The following is a 24,714-nucleotide window of genomic DNA, read 5'->3' as shown; positions in this document are numbered from 1 at the left end:
CAAATGTATTTGATAATTTCGAAATTTTTGGCTTGTTGTTTATTTTTTAGGGGTACTCAGGAAAACTCCGCTGTTTCGGAATGTCAATTTCGGAGTTATAATTTTAGTAAGGATATTATGATTTACCCTCGTCCCAGGGCAGAGATGATGTTTTACCGCTCAGCAAATCGGCTTTACGCTCATCCAGATCTTTTAACGGGGGTGTGGTTACATCAATATCCTTATCAATGCTATATTGATAATTCAAACTGTCTAAAAAAGCCAGGAGTACTTTTTTTTCCTGATCATTTTGAATGTCAACTCTCAACGTTTCCATAAGCGAATTTAGTTTTTATTTTTCATAATGAGAACTACCGTATTTTAAAATAATAACGCATAAGCATGTGAACGGCTGTCAGAACCGGGATTTATTGGATTAAAGGATTACCCTGATTTTTTATTTAATCCTGTTCAGCTAATAAATCCCATAAACCGCGAAGCCATCTTGAATTCCGTTAAAAACAAACAACATGTGAAAAATCTCGGTTCAGACAAAATCCCGGTTCAGACAAATCCCACAAATCCTGACCCGACCAAACAAAAATTCTGTCAATTCATTAATTCTATACATTCAGGTTCAGACAAATTCCGACTAATAATTACATTTGCACACTATGACAGCTTCACAAATACGACAGGCTTTTCTTGATTTTTTTGTTTCTAAGGGACATATCATCGTTCCTTCTGCGCCAATTGTAATAAAAAACGACCCAACCCTCATGTTCACCAATGCGGGGATGAACCAGTTTAAAGATATATTTTTGGGCGAAGCACCTGCAAAAGCGCCGCGCGTGGCTGATACTCAACGCTGCCTGCGCGTATCAGGCAAACATAACGATCTGGAAGAGGTGGGTATTGATACTTATCACCACACCATGTTCGAGATGTTGGGCAACTGGAGCTTTGGCGACTACTTTAAAAAAGAAGCCATTGCCTGGAGCTGGGAACTACTTACCGAAGTTTATAAACTACCTAAAGACCGCCTGTACGTAACCTATTTTGAAGGCGACGATAAGGAAGGTTTGGAAAAAGATACCGAAACCTACGAACTATGGAGAGCCCTGGTTGCTGAAGACCATATCCTTCGCGGCAATAAAAAAGATAACTTTTGGGAAATGGGCGAAACCGGTCCATGTGGTCCATGTTCCGAGATTCATTATGACAGCCGGCCGGATAATGAGCGTGCCGAAGTAAGTGGTGCCACCCTGGTAAATGCCGACCATGACCAGGTGATAGAGATCTGGAATAACGTGTTTATGCAGTTTAACCGCTTAAAAGGTGGCGCGCTTCAACCATTGCCAAACAAGCATGTGGATACTGGGATGGGCTTTGAACGTTTGGTGCGTGTGCTGCAAGGCAAAACATCCAACTATGATTCAGATGTTTTTCAACCGATGATCCAGTTTATTGCTGAAAAAAGCGGCAAGAAATATAATGGAAGTGCTACAAAGGATAACAACACAAATTTTGAAAGTTTTGGAGAGTGGGATGAAGCTGTTTCGATGAGAGTTATAGCGGATCATATTCGGGCTATTAGCTTTGCCATTGCTGATGGACAATTGCCATCCAACAACAAAGCAGGTTATGTTATTCGTCGTATTCTACGCAGAGCTGTAAGATATGCTTATCAATATCTAAATTTTAATGAACCTTTTTTAAATCAATTAGTTCCATTGCTTGCTGAGCAATTTAAGGGCGTGTTCAATGAATTATATGACCAAAAAGATTTTGTCCAAAAGGTGGTTTTAGAAGAAGAAAAAAGTTTTTTAAAAACCTTAGCCGATGGTTTGCTACGAATTAGAACATTAAAAATCAACCACTATTTTGCAGAGTACGAGCGAGAATTTGGTAAACAAGACAGTAGAACTCAGACTGAAAAGGAATCTTACATCGCTGAAAAGATGGTTGATAACACAAGTTTTGAAGTCTCAGGCAAAAGCGCATTCGAACTGTATGACACATATGGCTTTCCAATAGATTTAACTCAATTGATTGCGAAAGAAATGCACTGGACTGTTGATATGGAAGGTTTTGAAGTCGCCCTCCAAGAACAAAAAACTCGTTCTCGCGCTGCATCCGTTATTGATACCGGCGATTGGGTGGTATTAAAAGATGTTGATTCAGTCGAGTTCACCGGTTACGAAGAAACTGAAACCATAGCACACGTAGTAAAATACCGCAAGGTAACCGCAAAAGGTAAAGAACAGTTCCAGATAGTTTTGGATAAAACACCGTTCTATGCCGAAAGTGGCGGTCAGGTAGGAGATAAGGGTGAGTTGGTGTTCCCGGATGGTGAGATCGTTAAAGTAACTGATACCAAAAAGGAGAACGGCCTGATCGTTCATTATGTAGATACCCTGCCCGATGATATTGACGATGCCCTTACCGCTATTGTCGACCCTTCATTGCGCAACCAAACCAATGCCAATCACTCGGCTACACACCTGCTGCACGCCGCTATGAAACAGGTATTGGGCAGCCACGTGAACCAAAAAGGTTCACTGGTAAATGCTGATTACCTGCGGTTCGATTTTTCGCACTTCGCCAAAGTAACCGATGAGGAACTTGGGCAGATCGAAGCCATCGTTAACCAAAAGATACGCCAGAACATCCCACTAAAAGAAGAGCGCAGCGTTTTATATGCCGAAGCCATCAGCAGTGGTGTAACCGCCCTGTTTGGCGAAAAGTATGGCGAATATGTACGTGTAATTACTTTCGACGATGAGTTTAGCAAGGAGCTTTGCGGTGGTACGCACGTAAATGCCACGGGGCAAATAGGCTATTTCAAAATAATTGCCGAAAGCGCCGTAGCCGCCGGGGTTCGCCGTATTGAGGCTATTACCGGTGTTGGTGCCGAAGTTTATATCACTAATCAAAACCAACTGGTAAATCAGCTAAAGGATCTGCTTAAAAACCCTAAGGACCTGACTAAAAGTGTGGAGAGTCTGCTTGACGAAAACTCCAAGTTGAAAAAGGAAATTGAAAAAAGCATTCTTGAAAAGTCATCAGGGTTAAAAAATGAACTGGCACAAAAGGCCGAGGCTATAGGCGATATTAACTTCATCGCCCAAAAAGTGGCCCTGCCCAATGCCGAAGCTGTTAAAAACCTGGCCTACCAGTTAAAAGATATTGTACCCAACCTATTCCTGGTACTGGCTGCCGATTTCGACGGTAAACCGAGCCTCACCGTAATGATAGCCGAAAACCTGGTAAAGGAAAAAGGTTTACATGCCGGTAATATTGTTAAAGAACTGGCCAAAGAAGTAAAAGGCGGCGGCGGTGGTCAGCCGTTTTTTGCAACTGCCGGTGGCAGCGATATAAGCGGACTGGATGCCGCGCTGGCAAAGGCTAAAAGCTTTGTTGGATAAACGAGCTCAAGTAAGAGCATTTCAACCACGCGTCATTGCGAGGTACGAAGCAATCTCTATACTATACAGAGCCACTCTGCTAATCAGGGATTGCCTCGTGCCTCGTAATGCCATGATGATTTAACAAAAAAGACCGCTAATCAGCGGTCTTTTTTGTTAATATATATTTTCTAACACTTTTAATAATTAACGTTCTTAGTGTTTGTCATGTCCTTTATGCCGGCCATTATCATGATGACCGTGTTTTTCTTTGTTTACATATTTTGTGCGGTTCACCACCCTTGTACGGTTTACCACGCGGGTGTGGTAATGGTCGCGGATAATTACCTGCCTGTCATGCGTGCCCCTGTAGCGGGAATAGCGGGCACGGTCATCATTATAATACCTATATGCACGTGGCCTGTTAACCGCTACTTTATAGCCATTTCGTATATTGTATGAACTATAACGTGGTGGTAAAGATTTTCTGAATACCCAGCTGTTGCCCTCTAAATAAACATATTGATGGGTTGGTACATAGTAATAGCTCTCTACATCGGGTAAATAGTAATAGTTAACGCCCGAGTATTCCGCAGGTGGGTCCCAAATACCCAGATTTACATTTACACTTACCTGCGCTTTTGTTTCGGTAACCGACGCTGCAAGTATAAAGCATCCTGCAAGCATTCCTAAAATTATCTTTTTCATAGTATCTTCTTAATATGCGGCTTATATTTCAATTATTGTGCCGAGTTATATGGTAGACGGGGTAATGCCGCAAAGGTTTAATAATAATGGAGAAGAAAGATGGGGAAACATGACGTGTTTGTTTTAGTTCCCCTCTTGAGAGGGGAGCGCAAGAATCGAGGGAGGCAGGGGTGTGTTTATACGTTCGATTAAAAGTACACACCCCTCTACTCCTCTCAAGAGGGGAACCGCACAACCCTCCGCTTCCTACGTCATTTAACCTTTAGATACCGCTGGTTTTGATATCTCAGGATGACAAAATTTCAACATTGATTTAAAGTTCTCCTTTCCATAAAGTGTAGGTTGAGTGCTTACACTTTAAACTATACAAAATCAATAGTTTTAATCAGCATATTTACCCCATTTACCGCTGTGGCAGCGGTATTCGCATAAATTTTATGGCATGTTTAATAGTAAAATGATGCTTATACTGTATTAACTTTTATATATTTGACCTTACAATCAGTAGTATTATAGCTGAATCTTTATTTTTATGACAGTTCTCACAAACGGGGTAAGTGACAAGTACGAAGTGGTTATAGGCCTCGAGGTACATGCCCAGTTATCCACTTTAAGTAAGGCATTCTCGGCAGATTCAGCTGCCTTTGGCGCCGAGCCTAATCACCACATTAGTGCCATATCGCTGGGGCATCCCGGCACCTTACCGTTTCTTAATAAACGAGCGGTTGAGTATGCGGTAAAAATGGGCCTGGCCTGTAACTGTACTATCAACCTTAATAATAGCTTTGCCCGTAAAAATTATTTTTACGCCGATTTGCCTAAAGGGTATCAGATCACACAGGATCAGGCACCGGTTTGTTTGGGCGGATATGTACCGGTGAGGTTAGCTGATGGTACCCAAAAAGATATTGCCATTCACCACATCCATATGGAAGAGGATGCTGGTAAAAGCATGCACGATCAGCACCATGCCGATTCGCTTATTGACCTGAACAGGGCAGGGGTGCCATTGGTAGAGATCGTATCGCAACCCGACATGAGGAGCGCCGAAGAAGCTGGGCAGTTTTTAACCGAAACCCGCAAAATACTGCGTTACCTTGACATTTGCGATGGCAACATGGAAGAAGGCAGCATGCGCTGTGATGCCAATATTTCGGTAAGGCTTAAAGGTGCAACCGAATATGGTAACCGTTGCGAAGTGAAAAACCTGAACTCGATACGTAATGTGCAGCGTGCCATTGAGCACGAATTTGCCCGTCAGGTTGATATTATTGAAAATGGCGGCCATATAGATCAAAATACATTGAACTTTAATGCAGATACAGGCGAAACATCGGTTTTACGCTCCAAAGAAATGGCTAATGATTACCGCTATTTTCCCGAGCCCGACCTGCCGCCATTGGTGCTTACCCAGCAATACCTGGAAAATATCCGCAAAACCCTGCCGGTACTGCCAAACCAGCTATACTATAAATATACCGAAGAGCTGGGCCTTTCGGCCTATGATGCTTCGGTAATAACAGCCGACAGGGACCTGGCTTTTTATTTCGAAGAACTGATAAAATTTACAGGCAATTATAAGGCTGCAGCCAACTGGTTAATGGGTGCGGTGAAATCATATTTGAATGATCATGACGTAACCATTAGCAACTTTGTTGTTACACCGCAGCATCTGGCCGGTTTGATCAAACTTGTTGACGCAGGGGTGATAAATAATTCTGTAGCTTCGCAAAAAATATTCCCGGCCATGGTCAAAGAACCGGGTAAAAACGCCGAAGAACTGGCTAAAGAACTTAACCTGCTGATCAGTTCGGATAACGACGAGGTGAGCCGCTTTATACGCGACGCCATAGCCAAATATCCGGATAAGGTTATCGAGTATCAAAAGGGTAAAAAGGGAGTTTTAGGTTTGTTTATGGGCGAGATCATGAAAAGCTCGAAAGGGAAAATTGATCCGCAAAAAACAAACCAGCTGCTGATAAAAGAATTAGAATCAAAATAAGAATGGGGCCCCACCCAACCCTCCCCGGAAGGGAGGGCTTAAAAAAGCGAAGTTAAAGTCTCCCCTACCGGGGGAGATTTAGAGGGGGCTAAATAGATTACAAATCAAAATAAGAATGAAGAATCGCATAATTGCATCAGGCATATTTTTACTATCTGTATTCCTGTTTTCGTGTAAGGACAAATCGGCATTTACCATCTCAGGTACCATTAAAAACCCATCAAGCTTAAAAATAGTGTACCTGCTTGAAGCCGACAGCAGCCAGGTAAAAGTTATTGATTCCACCACTTTGAGCGAAGACGGCAAGTTTAAGTTTAAGCACGAGGCACCTTATGCCAATTTATATAAACTGCGTACCGGCGAAAGTATTTATGACCTGATAGCTAAAAATGGCGATGATATTGAGTTTACTACCGATCTTAAAGATAATACCCATGCTTATACCATTACCGGGTCTGATGATTCTGATAAGATAAAGGAATTTAACAGGATCAGTAACCTTTACGGCGAAAAAAATAATAAGGTAGTTACAGAATACCAGGAAAAATCGCAGGCGCTGGGTAAGCAGTCTGATTCGTTGCTGAAAATATATATGCCCATATTTCAAAAGAACATGGGCGATTATAGCAATGCGGTATTGAAATTTGTTAACGATAACAAAAATTCACTTGCCGGTTTTTATGCAGCCACTTCACTGGATGTGTTTAAATATGAGCCACAGCTGGTAGCTTATGCCGATGAAATAAAGGGCAGCTTTCAGACCAACCCCGGGGTACAGCAATTCATCAAACAAATGGAAAGGGCCAAGCCGGTTTCTATTGGTCACAAAGCCCCTGATTTTACCACTGCCGGTATTGATGGTAAGCCGGTAAAATTAGCTGACTATAAAGGAAAATATGTAATGATTGATTTTTGGGCTTCATGGTGTATGCCTTGCCGCCAGGAAAACCCTAATGTGGTAAAACAGTACAATGCTTTTAAATCAAAGGGATTTAATATTTTAGGTATATCCTTAGATAAAGAGAAAAAAGACTGGCAAAAAGCTATTAATGATGATAAGTTGACCTGGGCCCATGGCTCAGACCTTAAGGGTTTTGAAGGCCCTACAGAAGAGCTTTATCATGTTGAAGCCATACCGTCAAATTTTATCATTGACCCTCAGGGAAATATCGTGGCAAAGAACATTACAGGTGCCGATCTTGAAGCTTTTTTAAACAAAACATTTAGCAAGCCTCAATAAATCGTTAATATAAGGTAACCTTTAACAATTTGTTAATATTAGCTTAACTTTTAGCTTTTGTAAAGCGTATACTTTTATACAAAAAATTTAACGTGCCATGAGCAACTCCTCCAAACAGAAAATACTTATTGTTGATGATGAACCGGATATTTTAGAGTTAATAGAATACAATCTGAAAAAAGAAGGTTATCAGGTGTTTTTGGCGCGTAACGGACAGGAAGCTGTTGCCGAAGCAAAAAAATCATTACCTGACCTGATTGTTTTGGATATTATGATGCCTAAAATGGATGGTATTGAAGCTTGTCGCATTATGCGTACCATGCCCGAGTTTAAAAATACTTTTATGGTGTTTTTAACGGCCCGCAGCGAAGAATACTCTGAAATTGCCGGCTTTAATGTAGGTGCCGACGATTATATTGCTAAACCGATAAAGCCGCGTGCCTTGGTAAGCCGCATAAACGCCATATTGCGCCGTAACGCCCCGGCCGAAGATGCACCTGATAACAAACTGGAAATAGGCAACCTGGTTATTGACCGCGAAGCTTACCTGGTTTATAAAGACGGTGTTAAAGTAGTTTTAGCTAAAAAAGAATTTGAATTACTTTATTTGCTGGCCTCAAAGCCCGGCAAAGTGTACACCCGCGAGGTGATCCTGAAAAACATTTGGGAAGACTCTGTAGTAGTTACCAACCGTACCATTGATGTGCACATACGCAAACTGCGCGAAAAACTGGGCGACGACTGTGTAGCTACCGTAAAAGGTGTAGGCTACAAGTTTGAAGCATAAACTTTTCGTTACGGTTTAAAATCTTGTCCAACTATTTAATTTTAGAATAGTTGGATTTTTTTTGGAAAAAGAATTACCTTTAAGGCAAACTTAAACCGATGAAAAAATATCTGCCTCTCTTGCTGGTGGTCTGTTTTTTTGCCTTCTCCTGTAAAAAAGACCACCATCCCGGTACAGATCCTGATGCTAAAACCTACAACGTAAAATTTAATTTAGCAGGCTTTACACAATCAATAACCAGCGCAACCAGCCATAAAATTGTAAACGGGATAAAAACCAATGCAACCCCGGTGCCTGTTACCAATGATTATTTTAAAATTATTAAATACGTTGTTTATGATGCCTCCGGACATGAAGTTCGTAATCTAAGTATAGATTCAACCGCGAGTAATTTCGGTACAATTTCAGATAAGTTGCCAGCCGGGACTTACACTATTGGAATTGGTGCAGGTAAAGGTGGCTTACAAAGTGTATTAAGGGATGTGGTTGGTAGTAATTATCGATATTTTTATGGAGTTAATTCTAATTCCCCAAAGTTCCCCTGGGGAGATACATTTGTTGACAAGTTTAAAATAACCGTACAGGGTGATATTAACCAGGCCGTTACATTAAGCAGAATAGTAGGTCAATTAGAAGTAAATATTGAAGATGCAATTCCGGCTAACGTTAAAACCATTGTGGTAACGGTAAATAAGGATTACTATTATTACACATTTGGAGCAGAACAGCCTGATGTTCCCGATTTGGCTACTTTAACAACAATTGTTCCTGATGCTGTAAAAGGAACCACCAATTTTAAAATTGATAATATAATTTGTAATACCATAACCCCGTTTTCGGTAACTATTACTCCATATGATGCCAACCAAAAAAAAATAAATACAGGCGTTATCGTAACTAATGTAACATGCGAAAAAAATAAAAAAACAATATTGTCAGGGAAATTATTCAATAGTCCGGTCAATAATGGCTTCTCTATCGGTATTAATGATTGGGATCCTAATACTAATACTATCCAATATTAATTATTGATTTTTTAGCCGCCAACAAATAGTTGTCAAATTAAACTTAAAGAAATGAAAAGGAATTTTTTCGCTTTGATGCTTGTTTGCCTGATCATGTGGTCTTGTAAAAAAGAAAGCTCAAAGGATACTACAGATACCGGAGGTAAAAGCTCCCACAAAATTACCTTCATGGTTGGGTTTTCAAAGCAAACTACCGATTTTAAAACCAACGGTTTAACTGTTAATAGCACCAATCGACCGCTTAGCACACAAGCCCTTGCAGATCAGGTTGACGTTATATATTTTGCAATTTACAATAACAAGGGTAATAAAGTGAAAGTTACCAAGCAGGTATCAACCGATGCCGGTTTTGGAACCTTTACAGAGGGGTTAACTACCGGAAATTACACCATAGTAGTAGCAGCCGGAAAAACAGGTTTAGCCCTGGCAAATGATATTTCTGTTGATAGTAGCAGTTTAAACACGGATATATTAACATATAGTCCTTTAAATCAAGGCGTACTATTTAATAAAGATGCGTTTTATAAAAAAGTTCCCTTAACAATTCCTGGCGATGCATCGCAAACAATTAACCTGGATAGGATAACCTCAGAAATGAAGGTCGTAATAAAAGATGCTATCCCCTCAAATGCTAAAATATTGAGTATTACTGTTGCAAAAATTGCTAATAAATTTTATATAGGTAGTGGTACTGCCGCAAGGACAATTGGCGGCTTAGAGCTAAGGAGTACTTTTACACCCACAGATATTGGTGCCTTAAATTATACAGTTAGCAGCCAACCTTTTTTGGCTCTTCCTAAATCAGATGTAACACTTTATTGCTCATCAGGTCAAATCAATGATGGTATATCGAGAGCTGTAGTAGCCGATGTAATGTACATGCCTAATAAAAGAACAGTTTTAACCGGTAGTTTATTTGGCGGTGCAGGTAATCCTGTTGGTAACGGTTTTCAGCTTGTTGCTGATACCAGCTGGAATGGAACTCATAGTAATAACCCATTTTAAGAATAAGTTAGCCTCTCAAAATAAAACTAAACCGATGAAAAAATACGCGCCTCTCTTATTATTGGTTTGCTTTTTTGCTTTTTCCTGTAAAAAAGATCACCGTTCCGGTACAGACCCTGATATTAAAACTTATGATATAAAATTTAACTTATCGGATTCTACCCAATTAATAACCAACGCAACCGGCCATAAAATAAAAGTAAACGGTGTAAAAACAAATGCAACGCCGATACCAATTACCAATGATTATTTTAAATCTATTCGATACGTTGTTTATGGTGCTGCTGGAAATGTATTTCGCGCACTTAATATAGATTCAACCGCGAGTAATTTCGGTACTATTTCGGATAAGTTGCCAGCCGGGACTTACACTATTGGAATTGGTGCAGGTAAAGCCGGGTTAAAAAGTATATTAGGGTATCCTGCGGTTGGTAGTGATTATCAATATTATTATGCAGATAATAATAATTCTAATGCTGCCGTATTTCCCTGGGGAGATACATTTGTTGGCAAGTTTAAAATAACCGTACAGGGTGATATTAACCAGACCGTTACATTAAGCAGAATAGTAGGTCAATTAGAAGTAAATATTGAAGATGCAATTCCGGCTAACGTTAAAACCATTGTGGTAACGGTTAATAAAGATTACTATTATTACGCATTTGGAGCAGAACAGCCTAATTACTCTGGTTTGTCTACTTTAACAACAGTTGTTCCTGATGCTGTAAAAGGAACCACCAATTTTAAAGTTGATAATATAATTTGTAATACTATAACCCCATTTTCGGTAACTATTACTGCTTATGATGCTAACCACAAAAGCGTAGGTGCCGGCGTTACCGTAACTAATGTAATATGCGAAAAAAATAGAAGAACAATATTGTCAGGGAAATTATTCAATGGCTTGGTCAACAATAATTTCTCTATAGGCATTAATGATTGGGATCCTGATCCTATTAATGTCGAATATTAATTACTGATTTATTTAGCCGCCAACAAATAGTTATCAAATTAAACTTAAAGAAATGAAAAAGAATTTTTTCGCTTTGATGCTTGTTTGCCTGATCATGTGGTCTTGTAAAAAAGAAAGCTCAAAGGATACTACTGATACCGGAGGCAAAAACTCCCATAAAGTTACCTTTACAGTAGGGTTTTCAAAGCAAACTACCGATTTTCAAACCAACGGTTTAAAGGTCAATAGTGCAAATCGTCCGCTTACCACTCAAGCCCTTGCAGATCAGGTTGAAGTTATACTTTTTGCTATATATAATAACAAGGGCGATAAAGTGAAAGTTATCCAGCAATCATCAACTGATGCTGCTTTTGGAACCTTTGCAGAGGAATTACCTGATGGGAGTTACACCGTAATAGTAGCAGCCGGAAAAACAGGTTTAGCACTGTCAAATGACCTTGGTGAAGATGGTAGTTATTATGTTGCCAAAAGCAGTTTGACTACAGATATATTAACCTATGGAACAAGTCCTGAACGTATTTACCCCACTATATTTGATAAAGAGGCGTTTTACAAAAAGGTCCCTTTAACAATCCCCGGCAATGCCCCACAAACTGTTTATCTCAATAGGATAACCACAGAAATACAAGTAATAGTAAAAGATGCTATCCCTCCAAATGCCAAATTTTTCGGGCTCGCAATCGAGCAGGTTGCTTATAAATTTTATGTCAGTTGCGGTTGTTCCGCAAGCATAACCGACAGCAGGCTTCTCGGCTTATATCGTAGTTTGGATATTTCCCCAACAGATATAGGGACCTTAAATTATACATTTAGCCAACCTTTTCTGGCTCTTCCTAAATCAAATGTAACACTTTATTGCTCATCGGAAGATCTGGGGAGCAATAGTGATAGCTGGAGCGGTGATATATCGACAGTCCTAATACCCAATGTAACTTGTTTGCCTAATCAAAGAACAATTTTAACCGGTAATTTATTTGGTGGGGGAGGTAACCCTGTTAATAATGGTTTTCACGCTGTTGCCGATACCAGCTGGAACGGAACCCCTATCACCAAACCATTTTAATAGTAAGAGGCGTAAGTTCTGCGTCACGGTTAAAAAAATGAAAGGAAAATATACAGAGGGTATTTGTTTGGTACGCCAACCAATGGTTCAGGCTTCCAAGTAACCATCAATCCAGGTTGGAGTACAGATCCCTCCAATAATCAGAATTTTTGATTCTGCGTAATAAAAAAGCGACCTGTATTAAGCAGGCCGCTTTTTTTATATCCTAAGCGATAATTATTTAGCTGCTGAGGCCTTTTTCTTGACCGTTGTGGCAGCTTTAGCTGTTTTGGTGGCAACAGCTTTTTTGACATTAGTTGCCTTTGCTTTTGCATCAGTAGTTATCGCTTTTGCTTTGGCAGTAGCTTTTTCTTTCACGGCAGTCACGGTTTTTTTGGCTGCAGCAACTTCGTTATTAGCTTTGGCAGTTATAACTTTTGCTTTGGTATCGGCCCTGGCTTTTACGCCGGCAGCCGCGGTTTTGGCTTTGGTTACGGCAGTGTCGGCCTTTTTAGTAACGACAGCTTTGGTTGCACTGGCTTTTTTAGCAACAACTGGTTTTTTAGCAGTTGCTTTTTCTTTTATCTCTTCTATTTTCTCTTCGGCTTTATCTTTTAGTTCTTCGGCTTTGTCTTTAGTGCTATCCCAAAATTCCTCGATTGTTTCTTTTACCTTTTCAAAAAATCCCTTTTCTTCAGGTTTGGTTGTTTTATTACTCATTTTGTTTAATAGATAGGTGTTTGTATTTGTTAGTTATGGTATTTAACCATTGTGGTTAATGTTTGTTTTACAGTGTGTTAACAAATGGTGTTTTACGCTGGTAACTGTTTAAATTATAAACCGTATTTTTGCCGGCTATATTTAAAATATGAAGTTCCCGAAATTTGCCGATCTGATATTGTTTGAGAATGATGATGTGATTGTAGTGAACAAGCCACCCTTTCTAAGTTCGCTTGACGAGCGTGAAGGGGGCGAGGTTAACTTGTTGCGGTTGGCTAAGGCTTATTGGGATGATGCCCAGATCTGTCATCGGCTGGATAAGGAAACGTCTGGTGCGCTTATCATCGCTAAAAACCCTGGGTCATATCGTATGGTATCTATGCAGTTTGAAAAACGGCAGGTAAAAAAAGTTTATCACGCGGTAATTGATGGTACACATACTTTTGAAAATCTGTTGATTGATTTGCCTATTTTAAATGTGGGCAAAGGCAATGTTACCATAAGCAGGCAGGAAGGCAAACGTGCCGAAACCTGGTTTCAGTCGTTAAAATACTTTAAGCATTATACATTGGTAGAGTGTCGCCCGGTAACCGGTCGTATGCACCAGATCCGTATACACCTGGCCACACAGCGGGCATCAATTGCTGGGGATGATATGTACAAAGGCGAGCCGGTTTTTCTGTCAAAAATTAAACGTAAATACCATTTGGGTAAAGATCAGGAGGAATTACCTATCATGAAACGTTTTGCCCTGCATGCATATGAGGTTACTTTCAAAATAAACGCCGAGACCGAGATCACTATACATGCCCCATATCCCAAAGATTTTGAAACGCTGTTAAAGCTGCTCGAAAAATTTGATAGTTAGTTAATAATATGTGTAATGTTTGCTTTTACCATGCGCAAGCGTAAATTTATATTTTATATGAAAAATATGCCTGCATGTTAAAAATGCTACGCTTAACGCTATCAATTTTATGCATATGCTGCTTTAATGCTGCTTTTTCAAAGCCTCTTATTGAAAAAGACAGCCTTTTAAATTTTATTCGGCTAAAGGATAAGGATCTGCGCGAGCAAAAATTAGTATATTATATCAAATGGCATATTCAGGATCTTCCGCTTAATGGCCTCGCTTTTAAAAAAGATTCTGTTACCAGGACAATTTCTGGCAGCAATATCGAAAACAAGCAGGCGCTGATACTTTTAATAGAGAGTATTTACCTGAAACGTCTGTTGAGATTTGATGAAGCGCAGCAAGTATTAGTAAAAGCAATTGAGGAGCAGCAAAAAAAATCAAATCACTTTTTGCTATATACGTTTTTTAGTCAACTGGCATTTATACAAACTGATGCAGGTAATGCCATTGATGCGATTTATAGCTATTCTTTGGCAAAAAATGAGGTTAAAGAACTTCATGATCCCTTTTTAGAAGCATTGCTTTACGTTAACATTTCTGATATATATTATAAAAGCGGCTTATACAGCCAATCGTTATTTTATTTGGATGAGGCACAAGACTTATGCGACAAGTATAAACTAAACTCCATCATTATTTTAAGGCTCATAAACTATAATAAAGCCGAAAACTATTTCAGGGCAGGTAAGTATGATTCATTAAGCATGTATCATGAAAAATTAAACCTGCTTAAAGATCAAACCAATAAACTATACACCTCTCAAAAACGTACCGGCTATTATTTGCTGTTGTTAAAACGTGATTATAAAGCGGCTATACCAGTTATAAATGCTTTATTGAAAGATAGCTTGTATATAAAAGTTGATATTGATGAGCAATGCCTTGCTGACGCTTATTTTAATAACGGACAAATTGATTCGGCCAGGTATATTATAAATGAGCTGCTTGCCCGGCCTTTATTAGGCAATCATCCCGAAATAAAGTTTCATTTGTATGAGATGCTTGGTGAAATCGCTCAACTTAAAAATGATAGTAAAAAGGCCGCTTATAATTTTAAACAGGCCTTGCAGCAATCAAAACAGAATGTTAATAACCTTACACAGGTTGGGAATATATCATCGCAAGTGAAAATTAATGATGTGCAAGGCCTGTATTACGAAAACATGCTGCTTTACAAAAAAGAGCAGCTAAAGCTCAGGTTTATTGTAGCCCTGGCATTTTTAATAGTTGTTGTAATAGCCATTTTTTACCGCAGCAACAGGCAAAAACGACACTATGAAAAGCTGTTATATGCAGCACAAAAGCATGAGCTTGCCACCATTAATTCGCACGAGGTACGTAATCACCTTTCAAATATATTGGGTCTGCTTGATTTGATGAATGATAAGAGTAATAAAGGGGCTGAACTTTTACAAACAAAAAATTACCTGAAATACTCTGCCGAACAATTGGATAAGGCCCTCAAAAATGTATCGCAAAAACTAAGCGATTAAGCGGATATATATTTTGCCTGTTTTTCATAATTAGTAAATTTTTTAAGTCAAAAAGCTCCTAAAATAGTCTTTATTTCAATATTTTACATTTTTGATAAAAAATCAATGATTTTAATGCTGTAAAATATGAAAATGTTAAAAATGATATTTGTTAACCTTGTTTTTACGTATTTAAGCTTAAAAAGTAGCGTTTGTGGAAAAAAATTGTAAAAATTTCACAAAAATGTAATGATTTTTATAAAAATAATTTAAATTCGCCTTAATAATTAGTCAGATTAACAGAAAAACTATAATTAGAACCACAACTTTACAAATTAATTTAAAAATGGCAACTAAACTCGAGTACATTTGGCTTGATGGCTATAAACCAACCCAAAGCCTGCGCAGCAAAACAAAAATTGAAAAAGATTTCAGCGGTAAATTAGAAGACTGCCCGCTTTGGAGCTTTGATGGTTCATCAACTGAACAGGCACCAGGTGGCTCATCTGATTGCGTTTTAAAACCGGTTTTCATTTGTAAAGATCCTCAAAGAAAAGACGCGTTCCTGGTAATGTGCGAAGTGTTGGATTCAAAAGGTGAAGCTCATGAGTCAAACGGTCGTGCTCATATTGAGGATGATGATAATGATTTTTGGTTTGGTTTTGAGCAGGAATACTTTTTATGGGATCCTAAAACTAACAAACCTCTTGGTTTTCCGGCAGGTGGTTACCCAGGTCCGCAAGGCCCCTACTACTGTTCAGTAGGTGCAAACAATGCTTACGGTCGTGAGATTGTTGAAGAGCACTTAGACGTTTGTTTAGAAGCTGGTTTAAATGTTGAAGGTATCAACGCCGAGGTAGCAGCAGGTCAGTGGGAATTCCAGATCTTCGCTAAAGGCGCTAAAGAAGCTGGTGATCAAATTTGGGTTGCCCGTTATTTATTGGAAAGAATTGGCGAAAGCTATGGTGTTGCCATCAACTGGCATTGCAAACCATTGGGTGAATTAGACTGGAACGGTTCTGGTATGCACGCTAACTTCTCAAACACAATCTTACGTACTGCAAACAGCAAAGAAACATTTACTGCTATCTGCGAAGCATTCCGCCCAGCAGTTGCTGAGTGTGTTGCTGTGTATGGTGCTCATAACGAACTGCGTTTAACAGGTAAACACGAAACTGCTTCAATCAATGATTTTAGCTATGGTGTATCTGATCGTGGTGCTTCTATTCGTATCCCTTTATATACAGTTGATCACAACTGGAGTGGTTACCTGGAAGATCGTCGCCCTAACTCAGCTGCCGATCCATACAAAGTAGCTGCAGTTATCATCAAAACTGTAAAATCAGCGAAAGTTTAAGCCCCTTTATATACTTTAACTTCTTCCTCCGGCCCAAAAGGCCGGGGGATTTTTTTTGTTATTGCTGTTACCCTATTTCAAATACCTTCCTGATCTTATCCTGGGCAAATGCTCAACCGCTAAATTGTAAACATACACCCAGCACTCAACCGTGTTGGTACCGGTTTCAATATCTGCTTGTATCCTGATAAATAAATTGGGCTGGGCCTGGTCATCACCAAAACCCTCATAATCATCAATAAATTCCAAAATCTTTTCAGGCTCATCCATTAAATAAATGCTACCATGAACATACTCTTCACTATCGGTATCAGCAATGGCGCCGGGATAGTCGCCAATATCATAAAGCCTGCCTTTAAGTTTGCCTGGCTGCAATAGGGTACAATGCTGCTGTAAATAGGCGCCGTAACTATTGTTGTTATCAAGCAGGGTGCCATAAACAAATAAATGCGGGTTGGTTTGCTCCATTAATTAGCTGATGTTATAAACAAAGATAAGCTCAAATTCGTAATGAATATCTATAAACACTAAAGGCAATTTTTTATGTTTACATCATAATGGTTATCTTGCTAAAGTATAACCTGCCTTATATATTATACCATGAACGAGGAACAGATCAAAGCATATTTAGAAGAAAATAACATACAGAAAATAAAATTCGCCTTTGCCGATATTGATGGCGTTTTGCGTGGCAAGGTGATCCACCCTAAAAAGTTTATTGATGGCCTGCAAAGTGGTTATGGCTTTTGCGATGTGGTTTTTGGCTGGGACAGCAGCGATGCTTGTTATGATAATGTACAGCTTACCGGCTGGCATACCGGTTACCCTGATAAGCTTTGCCGTATAGATCTTTCAACATTGCGCAACATCCCCTGGCAGGATAATATCCTTTTCTTTTTGGCCGATTACAGTGATCCCAAAGGTGTTGATCTGCCGGCTTGTCCGCGCAGTTTACTGAAGCACATCTCCAAACAATGCGTGGATATGGGCTACCATGCCGAGTTTGCGCAGGAGTTTGAGTGGTTCAATTTTAGGGAAACTCCACAGTCTGTCAACGACAAAAATTTTACCAATATAAATACCCTTACGCCGGGTATGTTCGGTTACTCCATACTACGCACATCAGAGAACAGTGATTTTTATTATGATCTGTTTAACCTGCTCACGCAGTTCAATATCCCAATCGAGGGCTTGCATACGGAAACTGGTCCGGGTGTATATGAAGCTGCTATATTGCATGATGAGGTTTTAAGCGCTGCCGATAAAGCTGTGCTGTTTAAAACTGCTGTAAAGGAAATTGCCTACAAACATGGCATCATGGCATCGTTCATGGCCAAATGGACCGAAACCCTGCCGGGCTGCAGCGGGCACTTGCACCAAAGCCTGTGGAGCATGGATAAAAGCGAAAACTTGTTTTACAGCGCCGGTGACGAACATAAAATGAGCGATCTGCATAAGCATTACCTTGCCGGGCAATTGCATTGCCTGCCTCATATATTACCCATGTATGCTCCCACTATAAACAGCTATAAACGCCTGGTTGAAGGCGCCTGGGCGCCAACCACCATTACCTGGGGGGTAGATAACCGCACCACAGCCCTGCGGGTGATCAATACAACACCAGCCTATACCCGTTTAGAAACCCGCATCCCCGGCTCTGATACCAACCCATATCTGGCTATGGCCGCTGCGCTGGCTTCGGGCCTTTACGGTATAAAAAATAAGCTGGCATTAAATATTCCGCAAACCGTAGGTAATGGCTACCAGGATAAAAGGAACGGCGTACTGGCCACTAACCTGCATGATGCCGCTGTAACCATGCAAAACTCACCTATAGCCAAAGAGCTTTTTGGCGAAGGCTTTGTGGAGCACTTTACCCAAACCCGCCTTTGGGAGCATCGCCAATATGCTAAACATGTAACTGACTGGGAACTGAAAAGATACTTTGAGATTATTTAATTGTCTGAATGTGTCTGAACCGGGATTAGTCTGAACTCGGATTATACAGATTTATCAGATTCATTGGATTTTGATTTGTAAAAGGAGAAAAATCGTGGTTAATCCTTTAATCCGAAAAATCCCGGTTCAGACAAAAGGCTCAGACAAAAATAAAAATCCTAATAAATAACAATGTGGATCAACTGAAGCACGATGAAATAATCCGAAGGATCATAGGATGTGCCATGAAAGTTCATGCTGTGCTTGGTAACGGATTTCAGGAGGTAATATATCAACGGGCGCTTGAATTAGAAATGGCTTTTGAAGGCCTTGTTTTTGAGCGTGAAAAAGAAATGCCGATTTATTACCGGGAGGAGGAAATTGGAACCCGCAGAGTTGATTTTTTTGTTGAGGGATTAATAATGGTCGAGTTAAAAGCCATTATCGAGTTAGAGCCTGTTCACTTGGCTCAGGGTATTAATTATCTTGAAGCTTATAATATGGAAATCGGTTTACTCATAAACTTCGGCAGTAAATCATTAATGTTTAAACGATTATTGAATAAAAAGTTTAGACAATATTAAATTGTCTGAACCTGGATTAAACAGATTAACAGATTTATCAGATTTTTTGGATTTTGATTTGCAGGTAAAAAATCATGGTTAATCTGTTTAATCTGAGTTCAGACAAAAAAGTTCAGACAAAAGGCTCAGACAAAAATTCGTTATTCGATATTATTATTTAATCTTTGTAGCCTAAATTATGTAAATGGACTATTCAGTCATAGTTAAAAAAGCATGGGAGGGTTATGATGCCTCAAAAACCATCAGGCTTATTGAAGATATCAGCGCCATGGTATCAACCAACCATGTTTATCGTATCACTTTTGATGACGACGATATTATTATTGCCAAGCTGTCTTACTTCGGTAAGTTTGAGCATTTTAAAGAAGATCACCGCATTATCCAAACGTTAGCAAATAACCTGCTTTATCCGTTCGAAAACCTGCTGGCGCGCTCTTTATTAAAAAATAACCGGGTTTATATTTACCATTATAAACATGGCAAAACAGATGCTTGGGTGGTTTTTTATAATCCAACACGCATATTGCAACGCATGCCGCGCAGGCTCGATGAAAATCAGATTAAAAAACTGGGGCAGCAGGTTGGCAAGTTCCATAAAGCTTGTTCAAGGGTTAAAAATGTGTTGCCTAAATCGTCAAAAACGCTGCGTACTGATATTTCTGCGCTGTTGCACCAACTGGAGGATAACGAAGAAGAGTTTGGAACAGCCATGCAGGCCGACTTTTTAAAATATCATTGCGAAACTTTTTTAAAGAACCGCTCAAAATATAATATGAGCTCGTTCGAGATTATCCCGGTATTTATCGACTGGAATATTGGCAACTTTTCGGTTACCCCAAACCTGGAATTGTATTCGCGCTGGGATTACGACTGGTTCAGGATGAGTTACCGTGTGCTTGATTTTTACTTTTTCAGCAGGGTGGTATCTGATATTGGCGACCGTACGGTGTTTAGTTATGTGATCAACACCATGATGGAAGACCGCTTCATCATCTTTTTGAAGGAGTATCATAAAATAAACCCGCTAACCGCCGACGAGATCAGGTTTATGAAAGAGGCTTACCGCTTTTTTATATTGAATTATGTAATTAAAGATGGTAAACACTTTTTTAGCGAGCAATATGCGCAAAAGTTGCAGGCAGAGGCATTTAACGTATACCTGCCATCGGTTGACAGGGACTTTGATGCTGAAAAAATTATTGAAGCGTTGAAATTAAAATAGGCAGTGGTTTAATATTTAAGCATATTGCGACAATATTAAATTAACAACACCAAAAGCATGAAAAAAATAGACAACTTTAAATCCATTATTGACAGGTACAAGGTTGTTTTTTTTGATGCTTTTGGTGTACTGAAAAACTATGAAGGCCTGTTGCCGGGTATTGAACGTACGTTTGCTTATCTTGAACAGCAAAATAAGGAATATTATATTGTTACCAATGATGCTTCACGCAGTCCCACACAATTAGCCGAATCATACCATAAAGCCGGTTTAAACGCGATTACAGCCGACCGTATAGTTTCATCGGGCATGCTGGCCAAAGAGTATCTTGATCTTAAAGTGAACGATGGCATAGTGGCCTACCTGGGTACCGAAGATTCTGCGCATTATATTGAGCGTTCGGGCCTGCATACGCTGCCCATCAGCCAGATAGACAGCAGTAATATTGAAAAAGTGAATGCCCTGGTATTCCTGGACGATGAAGGTTTTAGTTGGGTTAATGACCTGAATAAAACTGTGAACCTGCTGCGTAAACGCACTATCCCTGCCATAGTTGCCAATACTGATCATGCTTACCCACTGTCGGTACATGATGTGGCCATAGCAATAGGGGGAATAGCCCGGATGGTGGAGAATATTGTGGGCAAGGAGTTTATTCGCTTTGGTAAACCCGATTCGCAGATGTTCATGTTTGCTTATGATTTGCTGCGCGAAAAAGGGCCTATCAGCAAGCAGGATATTGTGATGGTGGGCGACACTCTGCAAACGGATATTTGGGGTGGTAATAAATTTGGACTGGATACCGTATTGGTATTATCAGGCAATACACAACCCAAGGATGCCGAAAACCGCATAACCGCAACCGGCATTGTTCCAACCTATATTTGCGATTCAGCCGTTGTGGAATACGACGAGCTGGGGTTTTAAATGTTCGGTATCATAGAAGGTTAAATCCAATTTTCCTTGTCATTTCGAACGATAGAGAGAAATCTTATACAACATACACAGTTCGCATGAAAAGTCGTGGAAGATTTCTCTTTCGCGCTTCCCTCATTCCCCTTCTGACTCTATCGTATGACATTTTAAAAAAGAAATTCACATTAGTAACCCGTAGGGAGGGAATCAACCCATCCAAACAAATTAAAATGTCTTCCTGACAAATAAATTTATTTTAAATGTATGTCTTACATTTATTTTTTTATTTTTGGATCGATAAAGGCATTAACCCCATGCTTATCACCCAACAAAACCTAATTAATTTAAACTTGATGAGTAACGAAAACTTTGACCTAAAAGAGCATCCGCACAGCCGTTTGAATATTTTAACCGGCGACTGGATATTAGTATCCCCGCACCGTACAAAACGACCCTGGCAGGGTAAAGTAGAAGCTGCCCAGGCCGATGAAAGACCCGAATACGACCCCAACTGTTACCTGTGCCCCGGCAATAAAAGAGCCGACGGGAGCGAGAACCCAGATTATGAAGGCAGCTATGTTTTTACCAACGACTATTCATCCTTATTGTTAAATACGCCGGATGGCGGGCTTAATGATGATGAACTGCTGGTAGCCAACAGTCAGCGGGGGATTTGCAGAGTGATCAGTTTTTCGCCGCAGCATGACCTTACACTGCCCCAGATGGAAACCAAAGATATCAGGAAAGTGGTTGATGTGTGGCAAACAGAATACCAGGACCTGGCAACCTACCCATGGATAAAGCACATCCAGATATTTGAGAACAAAGGCGATATTATGGGCTGCAGTAATCCGCATCCGCATGGCCAGATCTGGGCGCAAAACAGCATCCCGGTTGAAGTGGATAAGGAAACCCAGCAGCAAAAAAACTATTTTGAGCAAAAAAGCCGCAGTCTGCTTGGCGATTATGTAAAGCTGGAGTTAAAACGTCAGGAACGCATTATTTTTGAGAACGAGCATTTTGTTGTACTGGTACCCTTTTGGGCGGTATGGCCATATGAAACCATGATAGTAAGCAAAAGACAAATCACCAGTTTGCTGTATTTTACTGAGGATGAAAAAACAGCCCTGGCCGATGCCATTAAACGCCTCACCGTAAGATATGATAATATGTTCGAAACGTCGTTTCCATACTCATCAGGCATGCACCAGGCGCCGGTAAATATGGGTGAGCATCCGTACTGGCACTGGCATATGCATTTTTACCCGCCATTATTACGGTCGGCAACGGTTAAAAAATTTATGGTAGGTTACGAGATGCTGGCTAATCCGCAGCGTGATATTACTGCCGAGTTTGCCGCCGAAAAACTAAGAAATTTAAGTGAAGTGCATTATAAAGTGAAGGGATAAGTAAAAAATATTAATTTTAAACCAACAATATAAACCATCTCCTTTATGAACCAATTATTTAAAAACCTCTCCTTTGTAATCTTGCCGGCCTGCGTATATTTGGCCGCCTGTAATCAATCATCTGACAAGAAAAAAACAACTATGACGGATAGCACCCAAACACCAGCCTCTGCATTCGAAAAAACAATCGATGGAAAACAAACACATTTGTACACCCTTAAGAACAAAAATGGGATAGTTGCCACGTTTACCAATTACGGTGGCCGTATAGTAAGCCTGCTGGTACCTGATAAAAATGGTAAGCTTACTGATGTAGTTTTAGGTTTTGAGAGTGTGGAAGGTTTTGAAAAATCGACCGAACCTTATTATGGTGCTACCATTGGCCGCTATGGAAACCGCATAGCCAAAGGCAAATTTAAAATTGATGGTACAGAATATCAGTCGTCCATAAATAATCCGCCTAATACGCTGCATGGTGGCAAAAACGGCTACCAGAGTGTAGTATGGGATGCCAAACAAATTGATTCCTCAACATTGGAACTTACTTATCTGTCAAAAGATATGGAAGAAGGTTTCCCTGGCAACCTGAGTGTGAAAGTTATTTATAGCTTAACTGATGATAACGAGTTTAAAGCGGTTTACGAAGCTACAACCGATAAAAAAACCGTAGTGAACTTAACCAACCATGCCTTTTTTAACCTTAACGGCGAAGGCAGCGGAACTATTCTTGATCACCTGGTACAAATTGATGCCGATAATTATGTTCCGGTTGATTCTACCCTGATCCCTACCGGCAAAATTGAAAATGTACATGGTACCCCATTTGATTTTACCAAATCAACCACCATTGGCCAAAGGATAAATGATAACAACGTGCAACTAAAAGATGGTAAAGGTTATGACCATAACTACGTACTGAACAAACACGATATTAAAACCCCTATAGCCACCGTAATTGGTGATAAAAGCGGTATAAAAATGGAAGTGTTTACCGAGGAGCCAGGCTTACAGTTTTACAGTGGCAACTTTATGCAAGCCAAAAATGCCATGAAACGCGGTATAAAAGACGAATTCCGTACCTCATTTGCTATGGAAACACAGCATTATCCTGATTCGCCAAACCAACCGCAGTTCCCGTCAACCGAACTTAAACCAGGCCAGGTTTACAAAACACAATCGTTATATAAATTTTCGGTAGCCAAATAAGCCGGAGGGTTTCCTTAATAACAAAAAAAGTGCTGCCATTGGCAGCACTTTTTTTGTTATCCTTTATACCGTCATTGCCTCACCCAACCCTCTCCAAAGGAGAGGGCTTTAAAATACTTTTTTAAAGTCTCCCCCTTTGGGGGAGATTTAGAGGGGGCTTCTTGCTTCGTTCCTCGCAATGACGCGTTTTATTTATACTCTTTCTGTATTGCTTACTTCCGCTCTCCCAACCCCTCATAATCATCCATAGTATCAATATCAATAGCGCCTAAGGGGAAAGCCACCGGTAAAACATCATGGGAAAAAGCTTTAATTAGTTTTTTAGCACCTTCTTTACCTTGCAGCATGAGTAGCTGTGGAAAATAAGAGGCATCAAATAAAGCCGGTACTCCCAGTGTATCTTTGTAGGCGCAAGCAACAATGCCATTATTATTCTCTGCTTTTCTTTCAGTTAACTGGTATATCAGTAAAGGGTCAACAAAAGGTTGGTCGCACAACATTAAAATAGCTGCTTTTATGTTGGGTTCAAGCTTTTGCAGCTCGGTAATACCTAACCGTATGGAGGAAGCTATGCCTTCCTGCCAGTTTGGGTTATAAGTAATATGTATCTGATGATCAGATATATTCGGACGGATCACACCCTCGTTGGCCCCCAATACCACCACGATCTTTTCGCAACATGCTGAAGTTAAAGCGGTGTGGATGGCCCGTTGCAGTAAAGTTTGTCCCTGGTAAATAAGGTTTTGCTTGGGTGTACCCAGCCGGCTTGATGCGCCTGCCGCAAGTATGATCAATCCAGTCATATCA

General features: G+C 40.0%; 22 protein-coding genes. 17 read left to right on the top strand and 5 right to left on the bottom strand.

Annotated elements, in window-relative coordinates; genetic code table 11:
* Positions 1-115: 115 nt before the first annotated feature.
* Positions 116-316, bottom strand: coding sequence for a hypothetical protein (locus M2273_RS13440; RefSeq protein ID WP_429397600.1), 201 nt, complete (start codon positions 314-316; stop codon positions 116-118).
* A gap of 337 nt (positions 317-653) precedes the next feature.
* Between M2273_RS13440 and alaS the strand changes: the two genes are divergently transcribed.
* Positions 654-3,407 (top strand): alanine--tRNA ligase, encoded by a 2,754-nt coding sequence (gene alaS / locus M2273_RS13435; RefSeq protein WP_429397598.1) that lies wholly within the window; start codon positions 654-656, stop codon positions 3,405-3,407.
* A 195-nt stretch (positions 3,408-3,602) separates the two neighbouring features.
* Here alaS and M2273_RS13430 read toward each other — a convergent pair whose 3' ends face one another.
* Positions 3,603-4,094: a hypothetical protein gene (locus M2273_RS13430; RefSeq protein ID WP_429397596.1), complete on the bottom strand. Its 492-nt coding sequence runs from the start codon at positions 4,092-4,094 to the stop codon at positions 3,603-3,605.
* 532 nt (positions 4,095-4,626) lie between these two features.
* On the opposite strand from M2273_RS13430, the gene gatB reads away from it, so the two are divergent.
* The 7 genes from gatB (at position 4,627) to M2273_RS13395 (ending at position 12,189) form a co-directional block, all read left to right on the top strand.
* Positions 4,627-6,096 (top strand): Asp-tRNA(Asn)/Glu-tRNA(Gln) amidotransferase subunit GatB, encoded by a 1,470-nt coding sequence (gene gatB / locus M2273_RS13425; protein ID WP_429397594.1) that lies wholly within the window; start codon positions 4,627-4,629, stop codon positions 6,094-6,096.
* A gap of 115 nt (positions 6,097-6,211) precedes the next feature.
* A complete protein-coding gene (locus M2273_RS13420) occupies positions 6,212-7,336 on the top strand; it encodes a redoxin domain-containing protein (RefSeq protein WP_429397592.1) in 1,125 nt (374 codons plus the stop codon).
* 97 nt (positions 7,337-7,433) lie between these two features.
* Positions 7,434-8,123 carry a response regulator transcription factor gene (locus tag M2273_RS13415; protein WP_429397590.1) on the top strand — a complete coding sequence of 230 codons (690 nt, stop codon included), beginning with the start codon at positions 7,434-7,436 and terminating at the stop codon, positions 8,121-8,123.
* 98 nt (positions 8,124-8,221) lie between these two features.
* On the top strand, positions 8,222-9,148 hold the full coding sequence (locus tag M2273_RS13410) for a hypothetical protein (protein WP_429397588.1): 927 nt from the start codon (positions 8,222-8,224) through the stop codon (positions 9,146-9,148).
* Positions 9,149-9,199: 51 nt separating this feature from the next.
* Positions 9,200-10,153, top strand: a complete 954-nt coding sequence (locus M2273_RS13405) for a FimB/Mfa2 family fimbrial subunit (protein ID WP_429397586.1) — start codon at positions 9,200-9,202, stop codon at positions 10,151-10,153.
* A 34-nt stretch (positions 10,154-10,187) separates the two neighbouring features.
* Positions 10,188-11,126 carry a hypothetical protein gene (locus M2273_RS13400; RefSeq protein WP_429397584.1) on the top strand — a complete coding sequence of 313 codons (939 nt, stop codon included), beginning with the start codon at positions 10,188-10,190 and terminating at the stop codon, positions 11,124-11,126.
* Positions 11,127-11,178: 52 nt separating this feature from the next.
* Positions 11,179-12,189 carry a FimB/Mfa2 family fimbrial subunit gene (locus tag M2273_RS13395; protein WP_429397582.1) on the top strand — a complete coding sequence of 337 codons (1,011 nt, stop codon included), beginning with the start codon at positions 11,179-11,181 and terminating at the stop codon, positions 12,187-12,189.
* A 216-nt stretch (positions 12,190-12,405) separates the two neighbouring features.
* Here the strand turns inward: M2273_RS13395 and M2273_RS13390 are convergent, their stop codons facing one another.
* Positions 12,406-12,888, bottom strand: coding sequence for a hypothetical protein (locus M2273_RS13390; protein ID WP_429397580.1), 483 nt, complete (start codon positions 12,886-12,888; stop codon positions 12,406-12,408).
* Between the two features lie 148 nt (positions 12,889-13,036).
* Between M2273_RS13390 and M2273_RS13385 the strand changes: the two genes are divergently transcribed.
* The 3 genes from M2273_RS13385 to M2273_RS13375 all read left to right on the top strand — a co-directional run bounded on the left by M2273_RS13385 (position 13,037) and on the right by M2273_RS13375 (position 16,633).
* The gene (locus M2273_RS13385) at positions 13,037-13,756 is read left to right on the top strand and encodes an RluA family pseudouridine synthase (RefSeq protein WP_429397578.1); all 720 of its coding nucleotides are present in this window, start codon (positions 13,037-13,039) and stop codon (positions 13,754-13,756) included.
* Between the two features lie 83 nt (positions 13,757-13,839).
* The gene (locus tag M2273_RS13380) at positions 13,840-15,297 is read left to right on the top strand and encodes a hypothetical protein (protein WP_429397576.1); all 1,458 of its coding nucleotides are present in this window, start codon (positions 13,840-13,842) and stop codon (positions 15,295-15,297) included.
* Positions 15,298-15,622: 325 nt separating this feature from the next.
* The gene (locus M2273_RS13375) at positions 15,623-16,633 is read left to right on the top strand and encodes a glutamine synthetase beta-grasp domain-containing protein (RefSeq protein ID WP_429397575.1); all 1,011 of its coding nucleotides are present in this window, start codon (positions 15,623-15,625) and stop codon (positions 16,631-16,633) included.
* 72 nt (positions 16,634-16,705) lie between these two features.
* Here the strand turns inward: M2273_RS13375 and M2273_RS13370 are convergent, their stop codons facing one another.
* Positions 16,706-17,101, bottom strand: a complete 396-nt coding sequence (locus M2273_RS13370; RefSeq protein ID WP_429397573.1) for a gamma-glutamylcyclotransferase family protein — start codon at positions 17,099-17,101, stop codon at positions 16,706-16,708.
* 132 nt (positions 17,102-17,233) lie between these two features.
* On the opposite strand from M2273_RS13370, the gene M2273_RS13365 reads away from it, so the two are divergent.
* The 6 genes from M2273_RS13365 (at position 17,234) to M2273_RS13340 (ending at position 23,907) form a co-directional block, all read left to right on the top strand.
* Positions 17,234-18,592, top strand: coding sequence for a glutamine synthetase family protein (locus M2273_RS13365; protein ID WP_429397571.1), 1,359 nt, complete (start codon positions 17,234-17,236; stop codon positions 18,590-18,592).
* 173 nt (positions 18,593-18,765) lie between these two features.
* A complete protein-coding gene (locus M2273_RS13360; protein ID WP_429397569.1) occupies positions 18,766-19,155 on the top strand; it encodes a GxxExxY protein in 390 nt (129 codons plus the stop codon).
* Positions 19,156-19,339: 184 nt separating this feature from the next.
* Complete coding sequence (locus tag M2273_RS13355) at positions 19,340-20,377, top strand: hypothetical protein (RefSeq protein ID WP_429397567.1); 1,038 nt, start codon at positions 19,340-19,342, stop codon at positions 20,375-20,377.
* Positions 20,378-20,434: 57 nt separating this feature from the next.
* Positions 20,435-21,304: an HAD-IIA family hydrolase gene (locus M2273_RS13350; protein WP_429397565.1), complete on the top strand. Its 870-nt coding sequence runs from the start codon at positions 20,435-20,437 to the stop codon at positions 21,302-21,304.
* Positions 21,305-21,645: 341 nt separating this feature from the next.
* A complete protein-coding gene (locus tag M2273_RS13345; RefSeq protein WP_429397563.1) occupies positions 21,646-22,701 on the top strand; it encodes a UDP-glucose--hexose-1-phosphate uridylyltransferase in 1,056 nt (351 codons plus the stop codon).
* 45 nt (positions 22,702-22,746) lie between these two features.
* On the top strand, positions 22,747-23,907 hold the full coding sequence (locus tag M2273_RS13340; RefSeq protein WP_429397561.1) for an aldose epimerase family protein: 1,161 nt from the start codon (positions 22,747-22,749) through the stop codon (positions 23,905-23,907).
* A 212-nt stretch (positions 23,908-24,119) separates the two neighbouring features.
* Here the strand turns inward: M2273_RS13340 and M2273_RS13335 are convergent, their stop codons facing one another.
* Positions 24,120-24,710, bottom strand: a complete 591-nt coding sequence (locus M2273_RS13335; protein WP_429397559.1) for a nucleotidyltransferase family protein — start codon at positions 24,708-24,710, stop codon at positions 24,120-24,122.
* Positions 24,711-24,714: the final 4 nt, after the last annotated feature.

Source organism: Mucilaginibacter lappiensis (genome assembly GCF_050433765.1).
GTDB classification, from domain to species: Bacteria; Bacteroidota; Bacteroidia; order Sphingobacteriales; family Sphingobacteriaceae; genus Mucilaginibacter; species Mucilaginibacter lappiensis_A.
Note: the sequence above shows the minus strand (reverse complement) of the source record. Positions and strands in the feature narration are given on the sequence as shown.

Coding starts and splice junctions, on each gene's coding strand:
- M2273_RS13365 (WP_429397571.1), top strand. CDS start 17,234: ATGAACGAGGAACAGATCAAAGCATATTTAGAAGAAAATAACATACAG.
- M2273_RS13375 (WP_429397575.1), top strand. CDS start 15,623: ATGGCAACTAAACTCGAGTACATTTGGCTTGATGGCTATAAACCAACC.
- gatB (WP_429397594.1), top strand. CDS start 4,627: ATGACAGTTCTCACAAACGGGGTAAGTGACAAGTACGAAGTGGTTATA.
- M2273_RS13335 (WP_429397559.1), bottom strand. CDS start 24,710: ATGACTGGATTGATCATACTTGCGGCAGGCGCATCAAGCCGGCTGGGT.
- M2273_RS13350 (WP_429397565.1), top strand. CDS start 20,435: ATGAAAAAAATAGACAACTTTAAATCCATTATTGACAGGTACAAGGTT.
- M2273_RS13385 (WP_429397578.1), top strand. CDS start 13,037: ATGAAGTTCCCGAAATTTGCCGATCTGATATTGTTTGAGAATGATGAT.
- M2273_RS13415 (WP_429397590.1), top strand. CDS start 7,434: ATGAGCAACTCCTCCAAACAGAAAATACTTATTGTTGATGATGAACCG.
- M2273_RS13390 (WP_429397580.1), bottom strand. CDS start 12,888: ATGAGTAATAAAACAACCAAACCTGAAGAAAAGGGATTTTTTGAAAAG.
- M2273_RS13400 (WP_429397584.1), top strand. CDS start 10,188: ATGAAAAAATACGCGCCTCTCTTATTATTGGTTTGCTTTTTTGCTTTT.
- alaS (WP_429397598.1), top strand. CDS start 654: ATGACAGCTTCACAAATACGACAGGCTTTTCTTGATTTTTTTGTTTCT.
- M2273_RS13340 (WP_429397561.1), top strand. CDS start 22,747: ATGAACCAATTATTTAAAAACCTCTCCTTTGTAATCTTGCCGGCCTGC.
- M2273_RS13355 (WP_429397567.1), top strand. CDS start 19,340: ATGGACTATTCAGTCATAGTTAAAAAAGCATGGGAGGGTTATGATGCC.
- M2273_RS13420 (WP_429397592.1), top strand. CDS start 6,212: ATGAAGAATCGCATAATTGCATCAGGCATATTTTTACTATCTGTATTC.
- M2273_RS13345 (WP_429397563.1), top strand. CDS start 21,646: ATGAGTAACGAAAACTTTGACCTAAAAGAGCATCCGCACAGCCGTTTG.
- M2273_RS13405 (WP_429397586.1), top strand. CDS start 9,200: ATGAAAAGGAATTTTTTCGCTTTGATGCTTGTTTGCCTGATCATGTGG.
- M2273_RS13380 (WP_429397576.1), top strand. CDS start 13,840: ATGCTACGCTTAACGCTATCAATTTTATGCATATGCTGCTTTAATGCT.
- M2273_RS13395 (WP_429397582.1), top strand. CDS start 11,179: ATGAAAAAGAATTTTTTCGCTTTGATGCTTGTTTGCCTGATCATGTGG.
- M2273_RS13370 (WP_429397573.1), bottom strand. CDS start 17,101: ATGGAGCAAACCAACCCGCATTTATTTGTTTATGGCACCCTGCTTGAT.
- M2273_RS13440 (WP_429397600.1), bottom strand. CDS start 316: ATGGAAACGTTGAGAGTTGACATTCAAAATGATCAGGAAAAAAAAGTA.
- M2273_RS13430 (WP_429397596.1), bottom strand. CDS start 4,094: ATGAAAAAGATAATTTTAGGAATGCTTGCAGGATGCTTTATACTTGCA.
- M2273_RS13410 (WP_429397588.1), top strand. CDS start 8,222: ATGAAAAAATATCTGCCTCTCTTGCTGGTGGTCTGTTTTTTTGCCTTC.